Source organism: Methyloversatilis sp. XJ19-13 (genome assembly GCF_024580155.1).
Taxonomy (GTDB): domain Bacteria; phylum Pseudomonadota; class Gammaproteobacteria; order Burkholderiales; family Rhodocyclaceae; genus Methyloversatilis.
This window is the reverse complement of sequence record NZ_JANINH010000018.1, coordinates 14,938-32,613: the sequence shown is the minus strand read 5'-3', so window position 1 is coordinate 32,613 and position 17,676 is coordinate 14,938. Positions and strand designations below refer to the sequence as shown.

General features: G+C 67.2%; 13 protein-coding genes. 10 read left to right on the top strand and 3 right to left on the bottom strand.

All coding sequences use genetic code 11. From position 1 onward, the window contains the following. Positions 1-109: 109 nt before the first annotated feature. Together NMQ14_RS17255 and NMQ14_RS17250 are read right to left on the bottom strand one after the other, a co-directional pair. Positions 110-2,356, bottom strand: a complete 2,247-nt coding sequence (locus tag NMQ14_RS17255) for a tetratricopeptide repeat protein (protein ID WP_257098106.1) — start codon at positions 2,354-2,356, stop codon at positions 110-112. A gap of 1 nt (position 2,357) precedes the next feature. Further along, positions 2,358-3,674, bottom strand: coding sequence for an AAA family ATPase (locus NMQ14_RS17250; RefSeq protein ID WP_257098105.1), 1,317 nt, complete (start codon positions 3,672-3,674; stop codon positions 2,358-2,360). 269 nt (positions 3,675-3,943) lie between these two features. Here NMQ14_RS17250 and NMQ14_RS17245 point away from each other — a divergent pair, with 269 nt between their 5' ends. From NMQ14_RS17245 to NMQ14_RS17225, 5 genes are all read left to right on the top strand, one after another. Beyond that, positions 3,944-4,762 carry a spherulation-specific family 4 protein gene (locus tag NMQ14_RS17245; RefSeq protein ID WP_257098103.1) on the top strand — a complete coding sequence of 273 codons (819 nt, stop codon included), beginning with the start codon at positions 3,944-3,946 and terminating at the stop codon, positions 4,760-4,762. Between the two features lie 165 nt (positions 4,763-4,927). Beyond that, positions 4,928-6,619 carry a SulP family inorganic anion transporter gene (locus NMQ14_RS17240; protein ID WP_257098100.1) on the top strand — a complete coding sequence of 564 codons (1,692 nt, stop codon included), beginning with the start codon at positions 4,928-4,930 and terminating at the stop codon, positions 6,617-6,619. 465 nt (positions 6,620-7,084) lie between these two features. Further along, positions 7,085-8,125 (top strand): aliphatic amidase, encoded by a 1,041-nt coding sequence (locus NMQ14_RS17235; RefSeq protein WP_257098098.1) that lies wholly within the window; start codon positions 7,085-7,087, stop codon positions 8,123-8,125. 20 nt (positions 8,126-8,145) lie between these two features. Then, complete coding sequence (locus tag NMQ14_RS17230) at positions 8,146-8,976, top strand: CbbQ/NirQ/NorQ/GpvN family protein (protein ID WP_306441313.1); 831 nt, start codon at positions 8,146-8,148, stop codon at positions 8,974-8,976. Then, a complete protein-coding gene (locus NMQ14_RS17225; RefSeq protein WP_257098094.1) occupies positions 8,960-10,666 on the top strand; it encodes a nitric oxide reductase activation protein NorD in 1,707 nt (568 codons plus the stop codon). The genes NMQ14_RS17230 and NMQ14_RS17225 overlap by 17 nt, the downstream gene beginning before the upstream one ends. A 16-nt stretch (positions 10,667-10,682) precedes the next feature. On the opposite strand, the gene NMQ14_RS17220 is transcribed toward NMQ14_RS17225, so the two are convergent. After that, on the bottom strand, positions 10,683-11,597 hold the full coding sequence (locus NMQ14_RS17220; RefSeq protein WP_257098092.1) for a LysR family transcriptional regulator: 915 nt from the start codon (positions 11,595-11,597) through the stop codon (positions 10,683-10,685). 134 nt (positions 11,598-11,731) lie between these two features. Here NMQ14_RS17220 and NMQ14_RS17215 point away from each other — a divergent pair, with 134 nt between their 5' ends. The 5 genes from NMQ14_RS17215 (at position 11,732) to NMQ14_RS17195 (ending at position 17,669) form a co-directional block, all read left to right on the top strand. After that, positions 11,732-12,190, top strand: coding sequence for a (2Fe-2S)-binding protein (locus NMQ14_RS17215; protein WP_257098090.1), 459 nt, complete (start codon positions 11,732-11,734; stop codon positions 12,188-12,190). Positions 12,191-12,201: 11 nt separating this feature from the next. Further along, a complete protein-coding gene (locus NMQ14_RS17210; RefSeq protein WP_257098088.1) occupies positions 12,202-14,430 on the top strand; it encodes a xanthine dehydrogenase family protein molybdopterin-binding subunit in 2,229 nt (742 codons plus the stop codon). 266 nt (positions 14,431-14,696) lie between these two features. After that, entirely contained in the window at positions 14,697-15,725 is a 1,029-nt protein-coding gene (locus NMQ14_RS17205; RefSeq protein ID WP_257098086.1) for an XdhC family protein, read from the top strand. A gap of 130 nt (positions 15,726-15,855) precedes the next feature. Further along, positions 15,856-16,422, top strand: coding sequence for an NTP transferase domain-containing protein (locus NMQ14_RS17200; protein ID WP_257098084.1), 567 nt, complete (start codon positions 15,856-15,858; stop codon positions 16,420-16,422). Between the two features lie 119 nt (positions 16,423-16,541). Then, positions 16,542-17,669: an HD-GYP domain-containing protein gene (locus NMQ14_RS17195; protein WP_257098082.1), complete on the top strand. Its 1,128-nt coding sequence runs from the start codon at positions 16,542-16,544 to the stop codon at positions 17,667-17,669. The last annotated feature ends 7 nt before the right edge of the window (positions 17,670-17,676 follow it).

Below are 17,676 nucleotides of genomic sequence, written 5' to 3'. Positions count from 1 at the left end.
TGGCTTGGAGGCAACGGGCGCATGGCGCAGATGATCGACGCGCTGAGCGCCATGCTGCGCCGATCGATAGTTGCCGCAGGACCCTGAGCACCTGACTGGAGAAGCCCGTTCAGGAGCCAGTCTCGGGGGCAGGGTACAGACCGAGTTCGGCAAGTCTTTCAAGCACCTGCTTTTTCTGTTCGCCGTCGGGTAGCGCCATCAGGCACGCGCGGGCGTCTTCCACAAAAACGGCTGGCGCGCTGCGATCCACCTCCGCGAGGCGTTCCAGGGCGTCGACCAGTTCGACTGCAGGCTCCGCAACGGCCTGGGTACTGCGCGTCACCTGCAGCAATACGCTCACCGATTCGCTCAACGCAGCCAGCGCCTCATCACGCCCGCCACGTTCGCGGGCCACATCTCCCACGTTGTTCAGCGACACCGACAGGTCGCGCAGCGATTCCGGCGTCGCACCCAGCCTCTCCACCAGTTGCCGCCTCAGGTCCAGACTTTCCCGATACACCGCCTCGGCCTGCGACCAGTCGCCCTGTGCCTGCGCCACCGCCCCCACGTTGTTCAGCGACACCGACATGTCGCGCAGCGATTCCGGCGTAGTACCCAGCGTCTCCACCCGTTGCCGGCGTATCGCCAGGCTTTCCCGATACACCGCTTCGGCCTGCGACCAGTCTCCCTGTGCCTGCGCCACCGCCCCCACCTTATCCAGCGACACCGACAGGTCGCGCAGCGACTCCGGCGTCGCACCCAGCCTCTCCACCAGTTGCCGCGCGAGGCCCAGACTTTCCCGATACCCCGCCTCGGCCTCCGCCCAGTCGCCCCGCGCCCGCGCCACATCCCCCCCCTTCTGCAGCGACACCGACAGGTCGCGCAGCGAGTCCGGCGTCGCACCCAGCCTCTCCACCAGTTGCCGCGCGAGGCCCAGACTTTCCCGATACACCGCCTCGGCCTGCGACCAGTCGCCCTGCGCCCGCGCCACCGCCCCCACCTTATTCAGCGACACCGACAAGTCGCGCAGCGATTCCGGCGTAGTACCCAGCCTCTCCACCAGTTGCCGCGCGAGGCCCAGGCTTTCCCGATACACCGCCTCGGCCTGCGACCAGTCACCCTGCGCCCGCGCCACATCCCCCACCTTATCCAGCGACACCAACAGGTCGCGCAGCGATTCCGGCGTAGTACCCAGCCTCTCCACCAGTTGCCGTGCGAGGCCCATACTTTCCCGATACACCGCCTCGGCCTGCGACCAGTCGCCCTGTGCCTGCGCCACCGCCCCCACCTTATCCAGCGACACCGACAGGTCGCGCAGCGATTCCGGCGTCGCACCCAGCCTCTCCACCAGTTGCCGCGCGAGGCCCAGACTTTCCCGATACACCGCCTCGGCCTGCGACCAGTCGCCCTGCGCCCGCGCCACCGCCCCCACCTGAGCCAGCGACACCGACACGTCGCGCAGCGATTCCGGCGTAGTACCCAGCCTCTCCACCAGGTGCCGCGCGAGGCCCAGTCTTTCCCGATACACCGCTTCGGCCTGCGACCAGTCTCCCTGCGCCCGCGCCGCATCCCCCACCCTATCCAGCGACACCGACAGGTCGCGCAGCGATTCAGGCGTATCCGACCGACTGCGAACGCGCGTCACGTCCAGAGCCTGTTGCGCAACACGGCGCGCGCTGGGCACACGACCGTGCGCCAGCAGTGCATCGATGGCCGCCGACGACAGCGGCAGGTACACCCGCTCAACCTCTCCTCCGGCACGCGCCAACGCGTCGGCCCAAGCCTGTTCTTCCTGCAGGGGTTCTTCCGGGCGAATATCGAGCATGGTCGGGACCCGCCCCGTTTCGCGTGTCGGCTCCGGCGCCGGCTGCCCGGAAGCGCTTAGCCGGATGTCGAAACTGATCGCCCGCACATGCCACAGATCGGGGGCAATGCGCCGGGCCGTCGCTTTGTAACCATGGGGCAGCAGCAGCAGCAGAGCCGATTTCATGCGGGTTTCGAGCAGATGGCGGCGTTCGTTCAGCCGCGCCATGAAGCGGGAACGTGCGTCGTTCCACAGCGGGTCTGCCGGGTAAGCGAGCAGCGTCAGCGCCACCGGCGCGTATCCAACGAGCCCGGATTCTATGGAACCAGCGAGGTAGTCCAGCCACGCCTCGGGGCGAGCCTCGAAGTCGGCACCCGCGTCCACTCTCGTGAGGTCCACACCTTCGACCGCGAGTCTGCGCGACAGCCAGTCCAGCAAGGCATGCGCCGGGCCGATGTCAGCGAACAGGAATACGATGGAAAAGCGGTCGCGCTCCCATTCCAGGTGACGCAGAAGCGCCACCGCGCTGGCTTCGTCGATGCCGTCCGGAAGCAGTTCGCCGGCAGCCGCCATATCAGGTCGCGGCGCTATCGACCACGTCGCGGATCAGCGGGTGCACGTCATACCAGTCGCTGCCGTTGCGGTAATTCATGACCAGCCGGTTGTCCAGAAAGTGGGCCAGCAGCGGTAAATCCTCTTCCTTCTGCAGGCAGGTGTCATGCGTGTCCGCTATCCGCTTCAACCACTGTTTCTGGTCTTCCGGTATCGGCAGCATTTCATTGCGCGCGACGTTCTCGACGTGCCGGACGCTGGCGGGCGGCAAGGGCAGATCGGCGTCGTCCTGCACCGCCGGCAGGCACTGCCTGAGCAGCCGGAAGTATTCGCGCAGGTCGCCGCCCGAACTGAGCGCCAGCCTGTCCAGCGTGTCCTGCGTGTACACCCGATCCCAGGACGGATAACGCTTCTGCACGATGTCGCGCATGGTGGCGAGGCCCGCCGGATCCGGCTCTCGACTGCGGTCCTGGAACACATGCGTGCTCACGAGCCGACGTACGACGGCGCCGCCCATCAGGCTGCCCGCGCCGGACGCGAGCACCGACAGGTAGGGCGGCACGGTGTAGACCACGTGCAGCATCGGGATGCGCAGATGTTCGGCATGAGCGAAAAACAGATTGCGCACGCTTTCGAACACCTCCATCGATTCCGAACCGACTCCGCGTATGCGCTCGATGGAATCGACGATGAGCACGACCTTGCGGTCCTTGTCGTTCAATTGCTCCCGGATGAAGCCGATGGCATCCCGGAAATAGGCGTGTGCATCGCCCACCAGTTGCGCGATATGGCCGCGCGCGGCCTGCTGTATGCGCTGCTTGAAATCCGGGTCGTTCTTCAGCGACGCCTTGATCTGAGCTACATCGCCGACCGGCAGGCTGATTTCCTCGAACTCGACCTTGGTATCGAGGAAGCCGACCAGACGCTCCCAGTAGGAACGATGCGCGGGCGACTTGCCGAATCGCGGATCGGCTTCGATGCTTTCGGACAGCGCGCCTGCCATTGAAATCAGGAAATCGCTGATTTCAATGTTCTTGCTCAGCAGGACGTATTCCGCCATGTCGACGTAGAAGGCGACGATGCCCAGATCGGTCAGCCGGCGTTGCAGCCGCCTCAGTTCCGTGCTTTTGCCGGTGCCGCGCTGGCCGGTGAACAGGCAGACACCACCGCCTTCCTGCCAGTCGATTTCGGTGGCAATCTCCTCCACCGGGTCTGCGCCGGACGGGCCGGTACCATTGACTTCTTTCACATAGACCGGGTCGCCGGGCTCCAGAACGCGATCAGCCAGGGCGTTATAAAGGGTCTTCAATTCGGAACGCGTGGTGCTCGATAGCGGCATGCGGCCGGAACTCCTGTGTGCAGTCGTTGCAAGATGTGATGATGATCGCACCTGAAAAGCAAGAGTACAAACGTCGGAAACCGTGCACTTGCGCGCTGTTTGCTATCGCGCGGCCCTCGGAGCTCGCAAGTGAGGACGTCTCTCGCGGCTCAAGGGGTGCGCCTGACAAGGACGCCACCCACAGATCGCCCGGTCCCCTCCGCAAGGGCGATTGCGTCCTTGCACGCCCACGCGCAGCATGCGTCCAATCCACTGCCTGCGGAACTCCCGTGAAATCCACCATTGCCGTTGCGCTGTTTGTCTTCGCCATGCCCACCGCCCACGCCCTCGAATTGCTGGTACCGGCCTACTTCTATCCGGTGGATGATGGCGTCACCTATTGGCAGACGCTGACCGAGGCCGCGCCGGACGTGGCCATCACCGCCATCCTGAACCCCGACAGCGGCCCCGGTGCGGCCTTTGACAGCGACTACGCAGCGGTAGCGAATGCCTTTCAGGCGGCCGGCGGTCGCCTGATCGGCTATGTGTACACTGGCTACGGCGCGCGCAGCGAAGCGCTGGTGAAGGCCGAGATCGACCGCTACTACGCACAGTACGGCGTGGACGGCATCTTTCTCGACGAGGTGTCGAATCTCGCGCAGCACCTTGGCTACTACCAGTCGCTGCACGCCTACATCAAGGGTGGCTTCGAAAGGAACCACATCGTTGCCAATCCGGGCACGCAGACGCCCGAAGCCTGGCTGGCGACGGCCGACGTGCTGGTCACCTTCGAAAGCCCGGCTGCCGAATACGCCGGCTACGCGCCGGACCCGTGGACCGCGGCGCAGGACGCCACGCGTTTCGCGCATCTGGTCTACGACGTGGCGGATGCCGACGCGATGCGCACCATCATCGACACGGCGCGGGCGCACAACGTCGGCCACGTTTACGTCACGGACGACCGCGGCGACAACCCTTGGGACACGCTGCCGACCTACTGGGGAGCCGAAGCCGCCTACGCCGCGGCGGTGCCGGAACCATCGGCATGGGCCGGCTTCGTCGCCGGGCTCGCGCTGCTCGTCGCACGCCTGCGCCGGCGCCCGCGCTGACGCTGGACAGGCACCCGCAGCGCAGCCGACAATGTCGTCATGAGCATTTCCGGCGCCATCCCGTGCCACTGACACCGACCCGTCGCTGGGTCGTCCGGCAGCGCGCCGCCCGCTGGCGCCCCTCTCCGCACATCGCATGGCACTCACTATCGATGCGGAGATTTCATGAACATCCAGTTCCGACCCAAGCTGTTTGACACGCTGCGCGGCTATGACCGCGGGCAGTTTTCCGGCGACCTCTCGGCCGGCATTACGGTTGGCGTGCTCGCGCTGCCGCTGGCCATGGCGTTCGCAATCGCCAGCGGCATGTCGCCGACCGCCGGCATCTGGACCGCCATCGTCGCCGGCTTCCTGATTTCCGCGCTGGGCGGCTCGCGGGTGCAGATCGGCGGCCCGACCGGCGCCTTCATCCCCATCATCTACGCCATCGTCGTCGACTACGGCGTGCAGAACCTGCTGATCGCCACGATGATGTCCGGCGTCATGCTGCTCGCCATGGGCGCGTTCCGGCTCGGCAGCATGATCCGCTTCATCCCGCTGTCGGTCGTCATCGGCTTCACCAACGGCATCGCGGTGGTCATCTTCATATCGCAGATCAAGGACTTCCTCGGTCTGCGTGTCGACAGCCTGCCGGGCGAGTTCTTCGGCAAGATGGAAGCGCTGTACCAGGCGCTGCCGACGCTCGACAGTGCCACGCTCGCGCTGTCGTGCGCGTCGCTCGCGGTGCTGCTGGGCTGGAACCGGCTGGCGAAGCAGGTGGCGTGGATGCGACGCCTGCCCGGCCCGCTGGCGGTGCTGGTCATCGCGACCGCGGTGAATGCCTTCATCCAGTTGCCGGTCGACACGATAGGCAGCCGCTTCGGCGGCATTCCACGCGAGCTGCCGGACATCGGCCTGCCGGCGCTGTCGTTCGGCCTGCTCGGCAAGCTGATCGCACCCGCACTGACCATCGCGCTGCTGGGTGCCATCGAATCGCTGCTGTCGGCGCGCATCGCCGACAGCCAGATCGACGACCGCCACGACCCGAACCAGGAACTGATGGCGCAGGGCATCGCCAATATCGCCGCGCCGCTGTTCGGCGGCTTCGCCGCCACCGGCGCCATTGCGCGCACCGCGACCAATGTGCGCACTGGCGGCCGCACGCCGGTGGCCGGCATCATCCACGCCAGCGTGCTGCTGACCATCGTGCTGGCGCTGGCGCCGCTGGCCAGCCACATTCCGCTCGCCACGCTGTCGGCCATCGTCGTCGTCGTGGCGGTCAACATGGGCGAATGGCACGCCTTCGCGCCGAAGGAACTGGCGCGCTACTCGACCGCCTACCGCACCATCCTGCTGGCCACCTTCTTCGTCACCGTGGTGTTCGACCTGACGCTGGCGGTCGAACTGGGCATGGCGCTGGCCAGCCTGTTCTTCATCTACCGCATGTCCGACCTGACGCGCATCGAGCGCCTGCCGCTGGAAGACTTCTACGGCGTCGAGGCGCTTGCCCGGCCCGATGGCACGCCGCGCATCCTGGCCTACCGGCTGACCGGCTCGCTGTTCTTCGGCGCCGCCAACAAGCTGGAAAACCTGCTGCTGATGCAGGACGGCCACCCGGACGCGGTCATCCTCGACCTGGAAAAGGTGATCAGCATCGACACGACCGGACTGGACATCCTGCAGACGCTGCAGCGCAACCTGGCCCGGCGCGGCGCCACGCTCATCCTGTGCGACCTGAACGAACAGCCGGGTTCGCTGATCCGCCGCTCCGGCTTCGCCGACCGGCTGGGCGAGGAGAACATCGCCGGCAACATCACCGACGCCCTGCTGCGGGCGCAGACGGTGCGCCCGCGCGAGCCGGGGGTGTCCTACGTCTGACGGCGCGTGCGCTCGGATCGGGCTGGCCGGCAAGCGGTCTGTCGCGCGTGGGACAGAGCTTCGTGACCGGGGCGTCCGTCGTTGATCGACNTGTCCTACGTCTGACGGCGCGTGCGCTCGGATCGGGCTGGCCGGCAAGCGGTCTGTCGCGCGTGGGACAGAGCTTCGTGACCGGGGCGTCCGTCGTTGATCGACATCCTTGTCTGGGGGGCGTGCTGTTGGGCATCGCTGCGCTCACCCCAACCTACGGTCTTGCGACGACGACGAGCAAAAGCAGAACGAGGGGGGCACGTAGGTTGGGGTGAGCGCAGCGATGCCCAACAACTGCAAAGCCCGCACCCCCATGTCGCTGATGACGGGCTTCACCATGGAGGGCGTGCCGCCCGATACGTCAATCGACGTATTGGCGCGCGACGCTCCGTTCGCACAATGGACAGTCGATTCCATTCTGCCAGCGAGGATTTCATGCATCACGGAGACATTTCGAGCAGCAAGGACACGGTTGGCGTCGCGGTCGTCAATTACAAGATGCCGCGCCTGCATACCAAGGCGGAAGTACTGGACAACGCACGCAAGATCGGCGAAATGCTGATCGGCATGAAGGCCGGCCTGCCTGGTCTCGATCTGGTCATCTTCCCGGAATACAGCACGCACGGGATCATGTACGACTCGAAGGAAATGTATGACACGGCGACCACCGTGCCCGGCGACGAGACGGCGATCTTTGCCGACGCCTGCCGCAAGGCCAAGGTGTGGGGCGTGTTTTCGCTGACCGGCGAACAGCACGAGGAACACCCGAACAAGGCGCCGTACAACACGCTCATCCTGATGAACGATCAGGGCGAGGTGGTGCAGAAGTACCGCAAGATCATGCCCTGGGTGCCGATCGAGGGCTGGTACCCGGGCGACTGCACCTATGTGTCCGAAGGCCCCAAGGGTCTGAAGGTCAGCCTGATCATCTGCGACGACGGCAACTACCCGGAAATCTGGCGCGACTGCGCGATGAAGGGCGCCGAACTGATCGTGCGCTGCCAGGGCTACATGTATCCGGCCAAGGAACAGCAGATCATGATTTCGAAGGCCATGGCCTTCGCCAACAACGTCTATGTCGCGGTATCGAACGCGGCCGGCTTCGATGGCGTGTACTCCTACTTCGGCCACTCGGCCATCATCGGATTCGATGGCCGCACGCTGGGCGAATGCGGTGAAGAAGAGATGGGTCTGCAGTACGCCGCACTGTCCAAGAGCCTGATCCGCGACTTCCGCAAGAACGGGCAGTCGGAGAATCACCTGTTCAAGCTGCTGCACCGCGGCTACACCGGCCTGATCAATTCGCGCGACGGCGACAAGGGTGTGGCGGCCTGCCCGTACGACTTCTACTCGAAGTGGATCAATGATCCGGAAGGTACGCGCAAGGCGGTCGAAGCCTTCACGCGCGACACCGTCGGCACGGAGGAATGTCCGATCGAAGGGCTGCCCAATCCGGCCACTGTCGGCCACAAGTGATCGCGCCCGCGACCGCCGACCTGCGGCAGGCGGTCGGCGTGGCGGGCGCAGACCCGCTGGCAGACTGGCGAGTCGCAGGTGAGCCTTACTACACGGCCGCCAGCGATGAGGTTGGGGCCTTCGAGGCGGCGCATGCGCGCCACCTGCCGGTCATGCTCAAGGGTCCGACCGGCTGCGGCAAGACGCGCTTCGTCGAGTACATGGCGTGGAAGCTCGGTCTGCCGCTGATCACGGTCGCCTGCCACGAAGACCTGACCGCCGGCGACCTGATCGGACGTTTCCTGCTCGATGCCTCGGGTACGCGCTGGCAGGACGGCCCGCTGACGCGCGCGGTACGCTTCGGCGCGATCTGCTATCTCGACGAAGTCGTCGAAGCGCGTGCCGACACCACGGTGCTGATCCATCCGCTGACCGACGCTCGGCGCCAGCTGCCGCTGGCCGCCACCGGCGAACTGCTGCACGCGCACCCCGATTTCCGGCTGGTCGTGTCGTACAACCCGGGCTATCACGGGCTGCACAAGACGCTCAAGCCGTCGACCCGACAGCGCTTCACCGCGCTCGAATTCGGCTATCCGGACGCCGATCACGAGTGCGCCATCGTCATGCACGAAAGCGGCATCGACGAAGCCACCGCGCGCCAGCTGGTGGCGCTCGCCGAGCGCACGCGCCGGCTGGCTGGTGACGGACTGGACGAGGGCGCCAGCACGCGCATGCTGATCCACGCTGGCGCGCTGATCGCGCAGGGCCTGTCGGCGCGCTCTGCCTGCCGGCAGGCGGTTGCCGGCCCGCTGACCGACGACCGCGAAGTCGCGGCGGCGCTGATCGCGGCCATCGATGCCTGTTTCGCCTGACCCCGCCGGTGCGCGCGCGCTGTCGCTGTATCTGCGCGCGCTGTGGGATGTGGCGCCCCGGCTGACCACGTTGCCGGCCGCCAACGACGCGGCGCGCACGATACTGGGCATCGAAGGCAGCCGGCCGGTGCTGCATCTGCCGGCGCTCGGCGACGCGGCGCTGCAGCGCGCCCGCGCTGCGCATGCGGCCGCCCACCTGAGTTTCGGGGGGGCGCCGTTCGAGCGCGCCCGATTGAAGCCGGTGCAGCGCGCCCTGCTCGAAATACTGGAAGACGCGCGCGTCGAATGGCTGGCCATGCAGGCGCTGCCCGGTCTGCGCCGGCTGTGGGCGCCGCACCACGTTGCCGACGCGAGCTGGGGCAATGGCGCCGAAGCGCTGCTGGCGCGTCTGTCGCGCTGCCTGTTCGACCCGGCGCACGAGGATGGCCACGCCTGGATGGCGAAGGTGCGCGGGCTGTTCTTCACGCCGCACGGTGCGCTGGCGCTCGCAACACCGGCGCAGTTGCGTGACGTCGCGTCGAGGCTGGGCAACGACGTCGGCCAGATGCGGCTGCGCCTGAACCCGGGTGGCTGGCAGGTCGAACCTGTCGATTATCGCGATGACAATCACCATCTGTGGATGCGCGACGAACAACTGCCGCCGTCAGCGACGCCCCTCGAGCAGGAACTGCCCGACGCGAACGGTGCGTCGGGCGATGACGACGCCGACATGAGCTTCGAACGTCCGCCGCCGCAGGGCACGCCGGACAGCGATGCCGGCGACGCGGCGGCGAGCGTGCTGCAGATCGAATCGTCGCTGCGTACCGTGACCTATCCGGAGTGGGATCGCCTGATCGGCCGCGCCCGGCCGGACTGGTGCACCGTGATCGAGGCGCGTGCACCCCGGTCGGACGCCGCAGCCGTGCGCGCCGGACTGGAGCGACACCTCGCCCGCACGGTGCGCCTGCTGCAGGCGGCGGCCGTGTCGGATCGCCGGCCGACACAGGGGCGCAGCAAGGACGGCGATCTGCTGCACACCGGCGCGCTGATTGATGCCGGCATCGCGTTGCGCGCCGGACACGACCCGGAGCGCCGGCTGTACCGCGACAGCGCGGCCCGCGTCGAGGTGATCGACGTGCTGCTGTTGATCGATACGTCGGCGTCAACCGCGCTGGCGCTGCCGTCAGGCCGCACGGTGCTGGAGGCGCTGCGCGAGGCGGCGTTGCTCGCCGCCGCGGCACTGGAGGCCACCGGACATCGCTGCACCGTTCAAGCCTTCGCATCCGACACGCGCCACAGAGTGCGCGTGCAGCGCGTCAAGGATCGCGAGGAAAAGGCCTGCGCAGACACGGTGCTGGCGCGCGCCGGCGGTCTGGTCAGCGCCGGCTCGACCCGCATGGGCGCGGCACTGCGCCACGCCATGGCACAGCTGCCGGCACGGTCGCGCAGTCTCATCCTGCTGCTGACCGACGGCGAGCCGCACGACGTCGACATCCATGATCCGCGCTACCTGACCGAAGACCTGGCGCATGCACTGGCCGACGCGCGTCGCGCGGGCATCGCGGTCGCCTGCCTGCACAGCGCGCCCGACGGCGTCTCGTCGGCGTTGCGCCGGGTGTTCCCACCCGGCAGTTACGTGGCGCTGCCCGGCTCCGGACATCTGCCGCACCTGCTCATCCGCCAACTGCAGACCGCAAGCGGCAAGTTCTGACCTTGCACTTTGAATCTCATTCGTTGGCCGCCTGGAAGTGGTCGATGAACACGCGCAGCCGTGCCGGCATCTGTGCGCGGCTCGGAAAATACAGATGGAAGGCGGACAGCGGCATTTCGAAGCGTTCGAGCACGCGCACCAGCCGGCCGCCGGCCAGATCGGCGGCGACCAGCGATTCGAGTGATTGCGCCAGCCCGAAGCCGCGGCAGGCGAGATCGATTTCGGCCTCCGCGTCATTGACGATGAAGCGGCCGCCAACTTCGACTTCCAGCGTGCGGTCGTCGCGCTGGAACACCCAGCGCGCCGTGCGCCCGCTCGACAGGTAGCGATAGCGCACGCACTCGTGTGCGGCGAGGTCTTCCGGCGTGCGCGGTGCCGGGCGCCGGGCGAGGTAATCCGGTGCGGCGACGGTGATCATGCGTTGTGCCCCGCCGATGCGTACCGCCACCATGTCGGCTTCGATGCTTTCGCCCAGCCGCATGCCGGCGTCGAAGCGCGCGGCGACGATGTCGGCCAGCCCGTCGTCGAGCGCGAATTCGAGCCCGACCTCGGGGTGGTGCACCGCGAAGCTGGCCAGATGCGGCGCGATCAGCAGGCCGTAGGCGACGCGCGGCATGTTGATGCGCACGGTGCCCGTGGCCTGGCCGCGGGATTGCGCCAGCAGTTCGAGTGCGCTGCCCAGTTCGTCGAGGCCCACGCGCACGCCGTCGTAGAAGCGTTCGCCCTCCTCGGTCAGCGCGACGCGGCGCGTGGTGCGGGTGAGCAGGCGCACGCCCAGCCGCTGTTCCAGCCCGCGCACCGACTGCGACAGCGCCGACGCCGACACGCCCAGTTCGGCCGCCGCGCGCGAAAAGCTGGCATGCCGTGCGACGCATTCGAAGGCCGTAAGCGCGGGCAGGATGGCGGCGTCGATCTTTAAGTCTTGCTTCATAGGTCTTGCAAGATTAACCAGTCGACCTAATAAAACAAAGCGGATACCGTGCAGTCCATTGCATACCGCTGCGTCATTCGCGTGCGTCTGCGGCGCAGCGTTGCCGCTGCTGCTGCCTTTCCCGGAGGATTCCCATGGCAAAGATCAACCTCAATGGCCGCGACGTCGCGGTCGACCTGCCCGACGACACGCCGCTGCTGTGGGCGCTGCGCGACGGCCTCGACATGACCGGCACCAAGTACGGCTGCGGCATCGCCATGTGCGGCGCCTGTACGGTGCATGTCGATGGCCAGCCCACGCGCTCCTGTGTCACGCCGCTGTCGGCCTTAGCCGGCAAGAAGATCACCACCATCGAGGCGGTCGGCGAAGCGAAGGTCGGTGCCGCTGTGCAGGCCGCCTGGCAGAAGCTGGACGTGGTGCAGTGCGGCTACTGCCAGTCCGGCCAGATCATGTCGGCCACTGCGCTGCTGGCGACCAATCCGAAGCCGAGCGACGCCGACATCGACGCCGCGATGAGCGGCAACGTGTGTCGCTGCGCCACCTATGTCCGCATCCGTGCGGCCATCCACGAAGCCGCCAAGACACTGGCTTGAGGAGCGCACCCATGAATTTCAGGATCGAAAATGCATTCCAGACGACCCGTCGCGGTTTTCTGAAGGGCGGCGCCGGCCTGGCGCTGGCCATCGTCACGCCGGTCATGGCCGGATCGAATTCGAACGCGCCGGCTGCAGGTCCAGGTCTGGCCGGCAGCACCATGGTCGACGGCGAGTTCTCGCCCAGTGCCTTCATCCGCATCGGCACTGACGGCATGGTGACCATCGTGTCCAAGCACCTCGAAATGGGTCAGGGCGTCTATACGGGGCTGGCCACGCTGGTGGCCGAAGAGCTGGACGCCGACTGGTCGAAGGTGAAGGTCGAAGGCGCGCCGGCCGATGCCAAACGCTACAACAACCTGTTCTGGGGTCCGGCACAGGGCACCGGCGGCAGCACCGCGATCGCCAATTCGTTCGAACAGATGCGCCGCGCCGGTGCCACCGCGCGCGCCATGCTGGTGGCGGCGGCCGCCGAGCAGTGGAAAGTGCCGGCCAGCCAGATCAGCGTGAAGGCGAGCGTCGTGTCGCACGCGGCCAGCGGCAGGAAGGCCGGCTTCGGCGAACTGGCGGAAGCAGCCGGCCGGCAGGCGGTGCCGGCCGAGGTGAAGCTGAAGGACGCGAAGGACTTCACGCTGATCGGTCGCTCGGCACCGCGCGTCGACAGCGTATCCAAGACCACCGGCCGCGCCATCTTCACGCAGGACGTGAAGCTGCCCGGCATGCTGACCGCCGTGGTCGCCCACCCGCCGCGCTTCGGCGGCAGGGTTGCGTCGGTCGACGACAAGGCGGCGCGTGCCATCGCGGGCGTGACCGACGTGGTCACGATTCCGAATGGCGTGGCCGTGCTGGCGAAGGATTTCTGGAGCGCCAAGAAGGGCCGCGACGCGCTGAAGATCGAGTGGGACGAATCCGCCGCCTACCGCGGGAGCAGCGACGCCATCGTCGCCCGCTACCGCGAACTGGCGCAGACACCCGGTCTGGCCGCGCGCAAGGACGGCGACGCCGAAGCGGCGCTGGGTGCCGCCGGCAAGGTGATCGAGGCGGAATTCGCCTTCCCCTTCCTGGCCCATGCGTCGATGGAGCCGTTGAACTGCGTCATGAAGCTCGACGCCTCCGGCTGCGAGGTGTGGAACGGCGAACAGCTGCACACCGGCGACCAGTTCGCGCTGGCGAAGATGTTCGGCCTGAAGCTCGAGCAGGTGAAGCTCAACATGGTGTATGCCGGTGGCAGTTTCGGCCGGCGCGCCAATCCGCAGTCCGACTACCTGCTCGAAACCGCGCAGATCGTGCAGGCCATCAAGGGCCGGGCACCGGTCAAGCTGGTGTGGACGCGCGAAGATGACACACGCGGCGGCTACTACCGGCCGATCTACCTGCACCGGGTGCGCGCCGCGCTCGACGCGAAAGGCATGCCGGTCGCCTGGCAGCAGCGCATCGTCGGCCAGTCGATCGCCGCCGGTTCGCCGTTCGAAGGCATGCTGGTCAAGGAAGGCATCGACATGCTGTCGGTCGAGGGCGCGTCCACGCTGCCGTATGCCATTCCCAATCTGAATGTCGACCTGCACACCACCAATGGCGAAGTGAAGGTGCCGGTGCAGTGGTGGCGTTCGGTCGGTTCGACCCACACCGGTTTCGCGACCGAAGTGTTCATCGACGAACTGGCCGGCGCCGCCGGCAAGGACCCGGTGGCTTACCGCATGGCACTGCTCGACAAGCATCCGCGCCATGCCGGCGTGCTCAGGCTGGCGGCCGAGAAGGCCGGCTGGAACAAGCCGCTGGCGCCCTCGAAGGACGGCGCGAAGCGCGGCCGCGGCGTGGCGGTGCATGAATCGTTCAACAGCTTCGTCGCCCAGGTGGTCGAGGTGACGGTGCAGAAGGACGGCACGTTCAAGGTCGACCGCGTGGTGTGCGCGATCGATTGCGGCATCGCGGTCAATCCGGACGTGATCGAGGCGCAGATGGAAGGCGGCATCGGCTACGCGCTGGCGGCCGCACTGACCGGCTCGATCACGCTGAAGGACGGCGTGGTCGAACAGTCGAACTTCAACGACTACCCGGTGCTGCGCATCAACGAAATGCCGAAGGTCGAGGTGCACATCATGAAGTCGGCCGCCAAGCCCACCGGCGTCGGCGAGCCGGGTGTGCCGCCGCTGGCGCCGGCGCTGGTGAATGCACTGCACGCCGCAACCGGCAAGCGCATCCGCACGCTGCCGATCGGCGAGCAGTTGCAGACGGCATAGGCAGAAGGAGTCGGGTGCGGCGTGGGGTGTTGGGCATCGCTGCGCTCACCCCAACCTACGTTGCATTTCGCACTGTTCAGCCCGTAGGTTGGGGTGAGCGCAGCGATGCCCAACATCACGACCAACGAGAAAGCGCACGACACGCAGGTTGGGGTGAGCGCAGCGATGCCCAACACCACGACCCACGGCAAGACGCACGAAACGTAGGTTGGGGTGAGCGCAGCGATGCCCAACATCACCCCCGACAGGAAAGCTCCGGATAAGCCATGGACAGTCTCGATCTCGAAGTTCTGACCCGCGCGCGCGACTGGCTGCGTGCCGGTCACCGCGTCATGCTGGCCACCGTGGTGCGCACCTGGGGTTCGTCGCCGCGCCCGCCCGGCGCGCTGCTGGCACTGCGCGACGACGGCCGTGCGGTGGGTTCGGTGTCCGGCGGCTGCATCGAGGACGACCTCATGTTCCGGCTGCGGCGCGACGGCCTGCCGAGCGCGGCGCACGTCGTGAGCTACGGCGTCACCGCCGACGAGGCGCGCCGCTTCGGTCTGCCCTGCGGTGGCACGCTGCAGCTGGTGCTGGAACCGCTGATCGAAGCCGCAGCGCTCGACGAACTGCTGACCCGACTGGGACGCGGCGATCTGCTGACGCGCCGGCTCGATCTGGCCAGCGGTCGCGCCACGCTGCACGCCGGTCACGCCGACCAGGCGCTGCATTTCGACGGCCAGACGCTGATCAGCGTGTTCGGCCCGCGCTACCGGCTATTGCTGATCGGCGCCGGCCAGCTGTCGGCCAGTCTGGCGCGCATCGCGCAGTCGCTCGATTTCGCGGTCACCGTGTGCGATCCGCGTGAGGAATACAGCGACGAGTGGGCCGTGCCCGGCAGCACGCTGTCGCGCGACATGCCGGACGATCTGGTGATCGCCATGCAGCCGGATGCCCGCATGGCGGTCATCGCGCTGACGCACGATCCGAAGCTGGATGACCTGGCACTGATGGAGGCGCTGAAGACGCCCGCCTTCTATGTCGCCGCCCTGGGCTCGCGCCGCAACAACGACGCGCGGCGCGAGCGGCTGAAGGAATTCGACGTCAGCGACGCGCAACTCGATCGTCTGCGCGGCCCGGCCGGTCTGTACATCGGCAGCCGCACGCCAGCCGAAATCGCGGTGTCAATCGCGGCCGAACTGGTGGCGATGAAGAACGGCGCTGCCGCCGACACATTACTGAACGTGCGCGACGCCAAGTCCGCACTCGACATCGCCGCCGACACGCTCACGTCGTGCGCGGCGGGTCGAGATTGAGTTCCGCTCCGATGGGTGCGCGCAGGCCCGGTATCCGGCCGCCCGTCGCGACGCTCTCCCCTCCGCTGCGCGCCTGGCTGGCTGACGCGCCGTGGCCCGGGCGTGCCCGTCGGACGCGGAACATCTTCTGATGCAGGGCATCCTGCTCGCCGCCGGCTACGGCCGACGCTTCGACCCGACTGGCCAGACCAGCAAGCTGCTGGCGCGCCTGCCGGACGGTCAGATCGTTGCCGCGCAGGCAGCGCGCACGCTGTGCGCGGCGCTGCCCGGCAGCATTGCGGTGATCCGGCCGGGTCAGACCGATCTGGCCGCGCAACTGCGCGACGCCGGCTGTCACATTCTCGAAAGCAGTGAAGCCGAAGGTGGCATGGGCAGCGCGCTGGCGCATGCGGTGCGCGACACGCGGGGCGCCGCTGGATGGCTGGTCGCGCTGGCCGACATGCCGTGGGTGCCCGCCGCGGCCATCCGCGCCGTGGCCGCCGCCATCGACACCCCGGATCGCATCGCTGCTGCGTCATTCGATGGCCAACGCGGCCACCCGGTCGCCTTCGGTGCGCATTGGGCGCCGGAACTGGCCGCCCTCAGCGGCGACCGCGGCGCCCGCGACCTGCTGCGCGGCACCGACCTGTGGCTGATCGACACCGGCACACCCGACGTGCTGCGCGACATCGACCTTCCCGTCCAGCTTCTCCGCTGACAGCGCACGCGCGTGATACCCGTGTGACGATGCCCTTGAGGTATTCCGACCGTCGTTGCCGGCGCGCCCGGGCCCGCAAAGGTTCATAATCGCGGTACTCGTTTCGTCAGGTATGCGCGATGCCGAACGTCGATTCGTCCGAAGCCCCTGCCGGTGATCCCGGTACATCGCTGACCGAGCAGATGCGCTGGCTGCATGCCCGGGTGCGTCATCATCATCCGCAGGTGCACCGCATCGCCATCGCCTTGTACGACAGCCGGCACGACACGCTGAAGACCTATGTCGACAGCAGCGACGTGGCCGACCGACTGGCCCTGTACGAGCGCCCGCTGGCCGACGTCCCTTCGCTGTTCGAGCTGGCGCACAACCATTCCGCGCGCGTGATTGACGACATGGTGAAGTTGCAGCCGCCGCACGGCGAACACACCTTGTGGCTGCTGGCGCATGGCTATCGCAGCAGCTATACGGTGCCGCTCTACCTGTCGGCGAAGCTGCTCGGCTTCCTGTTCTTCGATTCGCGCAGACAGGGCCTCTTCGACAGCCGCTTGCTGCATGAGCTGCAGATCTACGTGCAGTGGTGCCGGCTGTCGGTGTTCAACATGTTCAACCTGTCGCTGGCGGTCGCAGGGCTCGCCACGAGCGCGGGCGCAAGGGCGCACCTGCGCGACATCGAAACCGGTCGTCACCTCGACCGCATGTCGAGCTACAGCCGCCTCATCGCGAAAGCCGTCGCGCCGCAGTTCGGGCGCGATGACGAATTCATCGAACACGTGTATCTGTTTTCCCCTCTGCATGACGTCGGCAAGGTGGGTGTCGCCGACAACTTGCTGCTGAAGCCCGGGCGGTTGACCGACGAACAGCGCCTCGCCATGCAGGAACATGTCGCTCTGGGTGAGCGGCTCATCGAAGAAATGATGCTGGAGGGTGGCATTGTCTCAACGCCGTATTTCCAGGTGCTGAAGAACATCGTTCGCTTCCACCACGAATTCCTGGATGGCAGCGGCTACCCGCAACACGTGGCGGGAGATGCGGTGCCGCTGGAAGCGCGCATCGTTGCGACCGCCGACATATTCGACGCGCTGACGTCAATACGCCCTTACCGCACGCCGTGCAGCAACGACGAAGCCCTGCTCGAACTGAAGCGCATGGCCGACGCCGGACAGATCGATCCGCGCTGCGTATCGGCACTCGCCCGCTCGCGTGGCAGCGTGACGAGCATCCAGCAGAAATTCGGCCTGACCGCCTGACGGGACG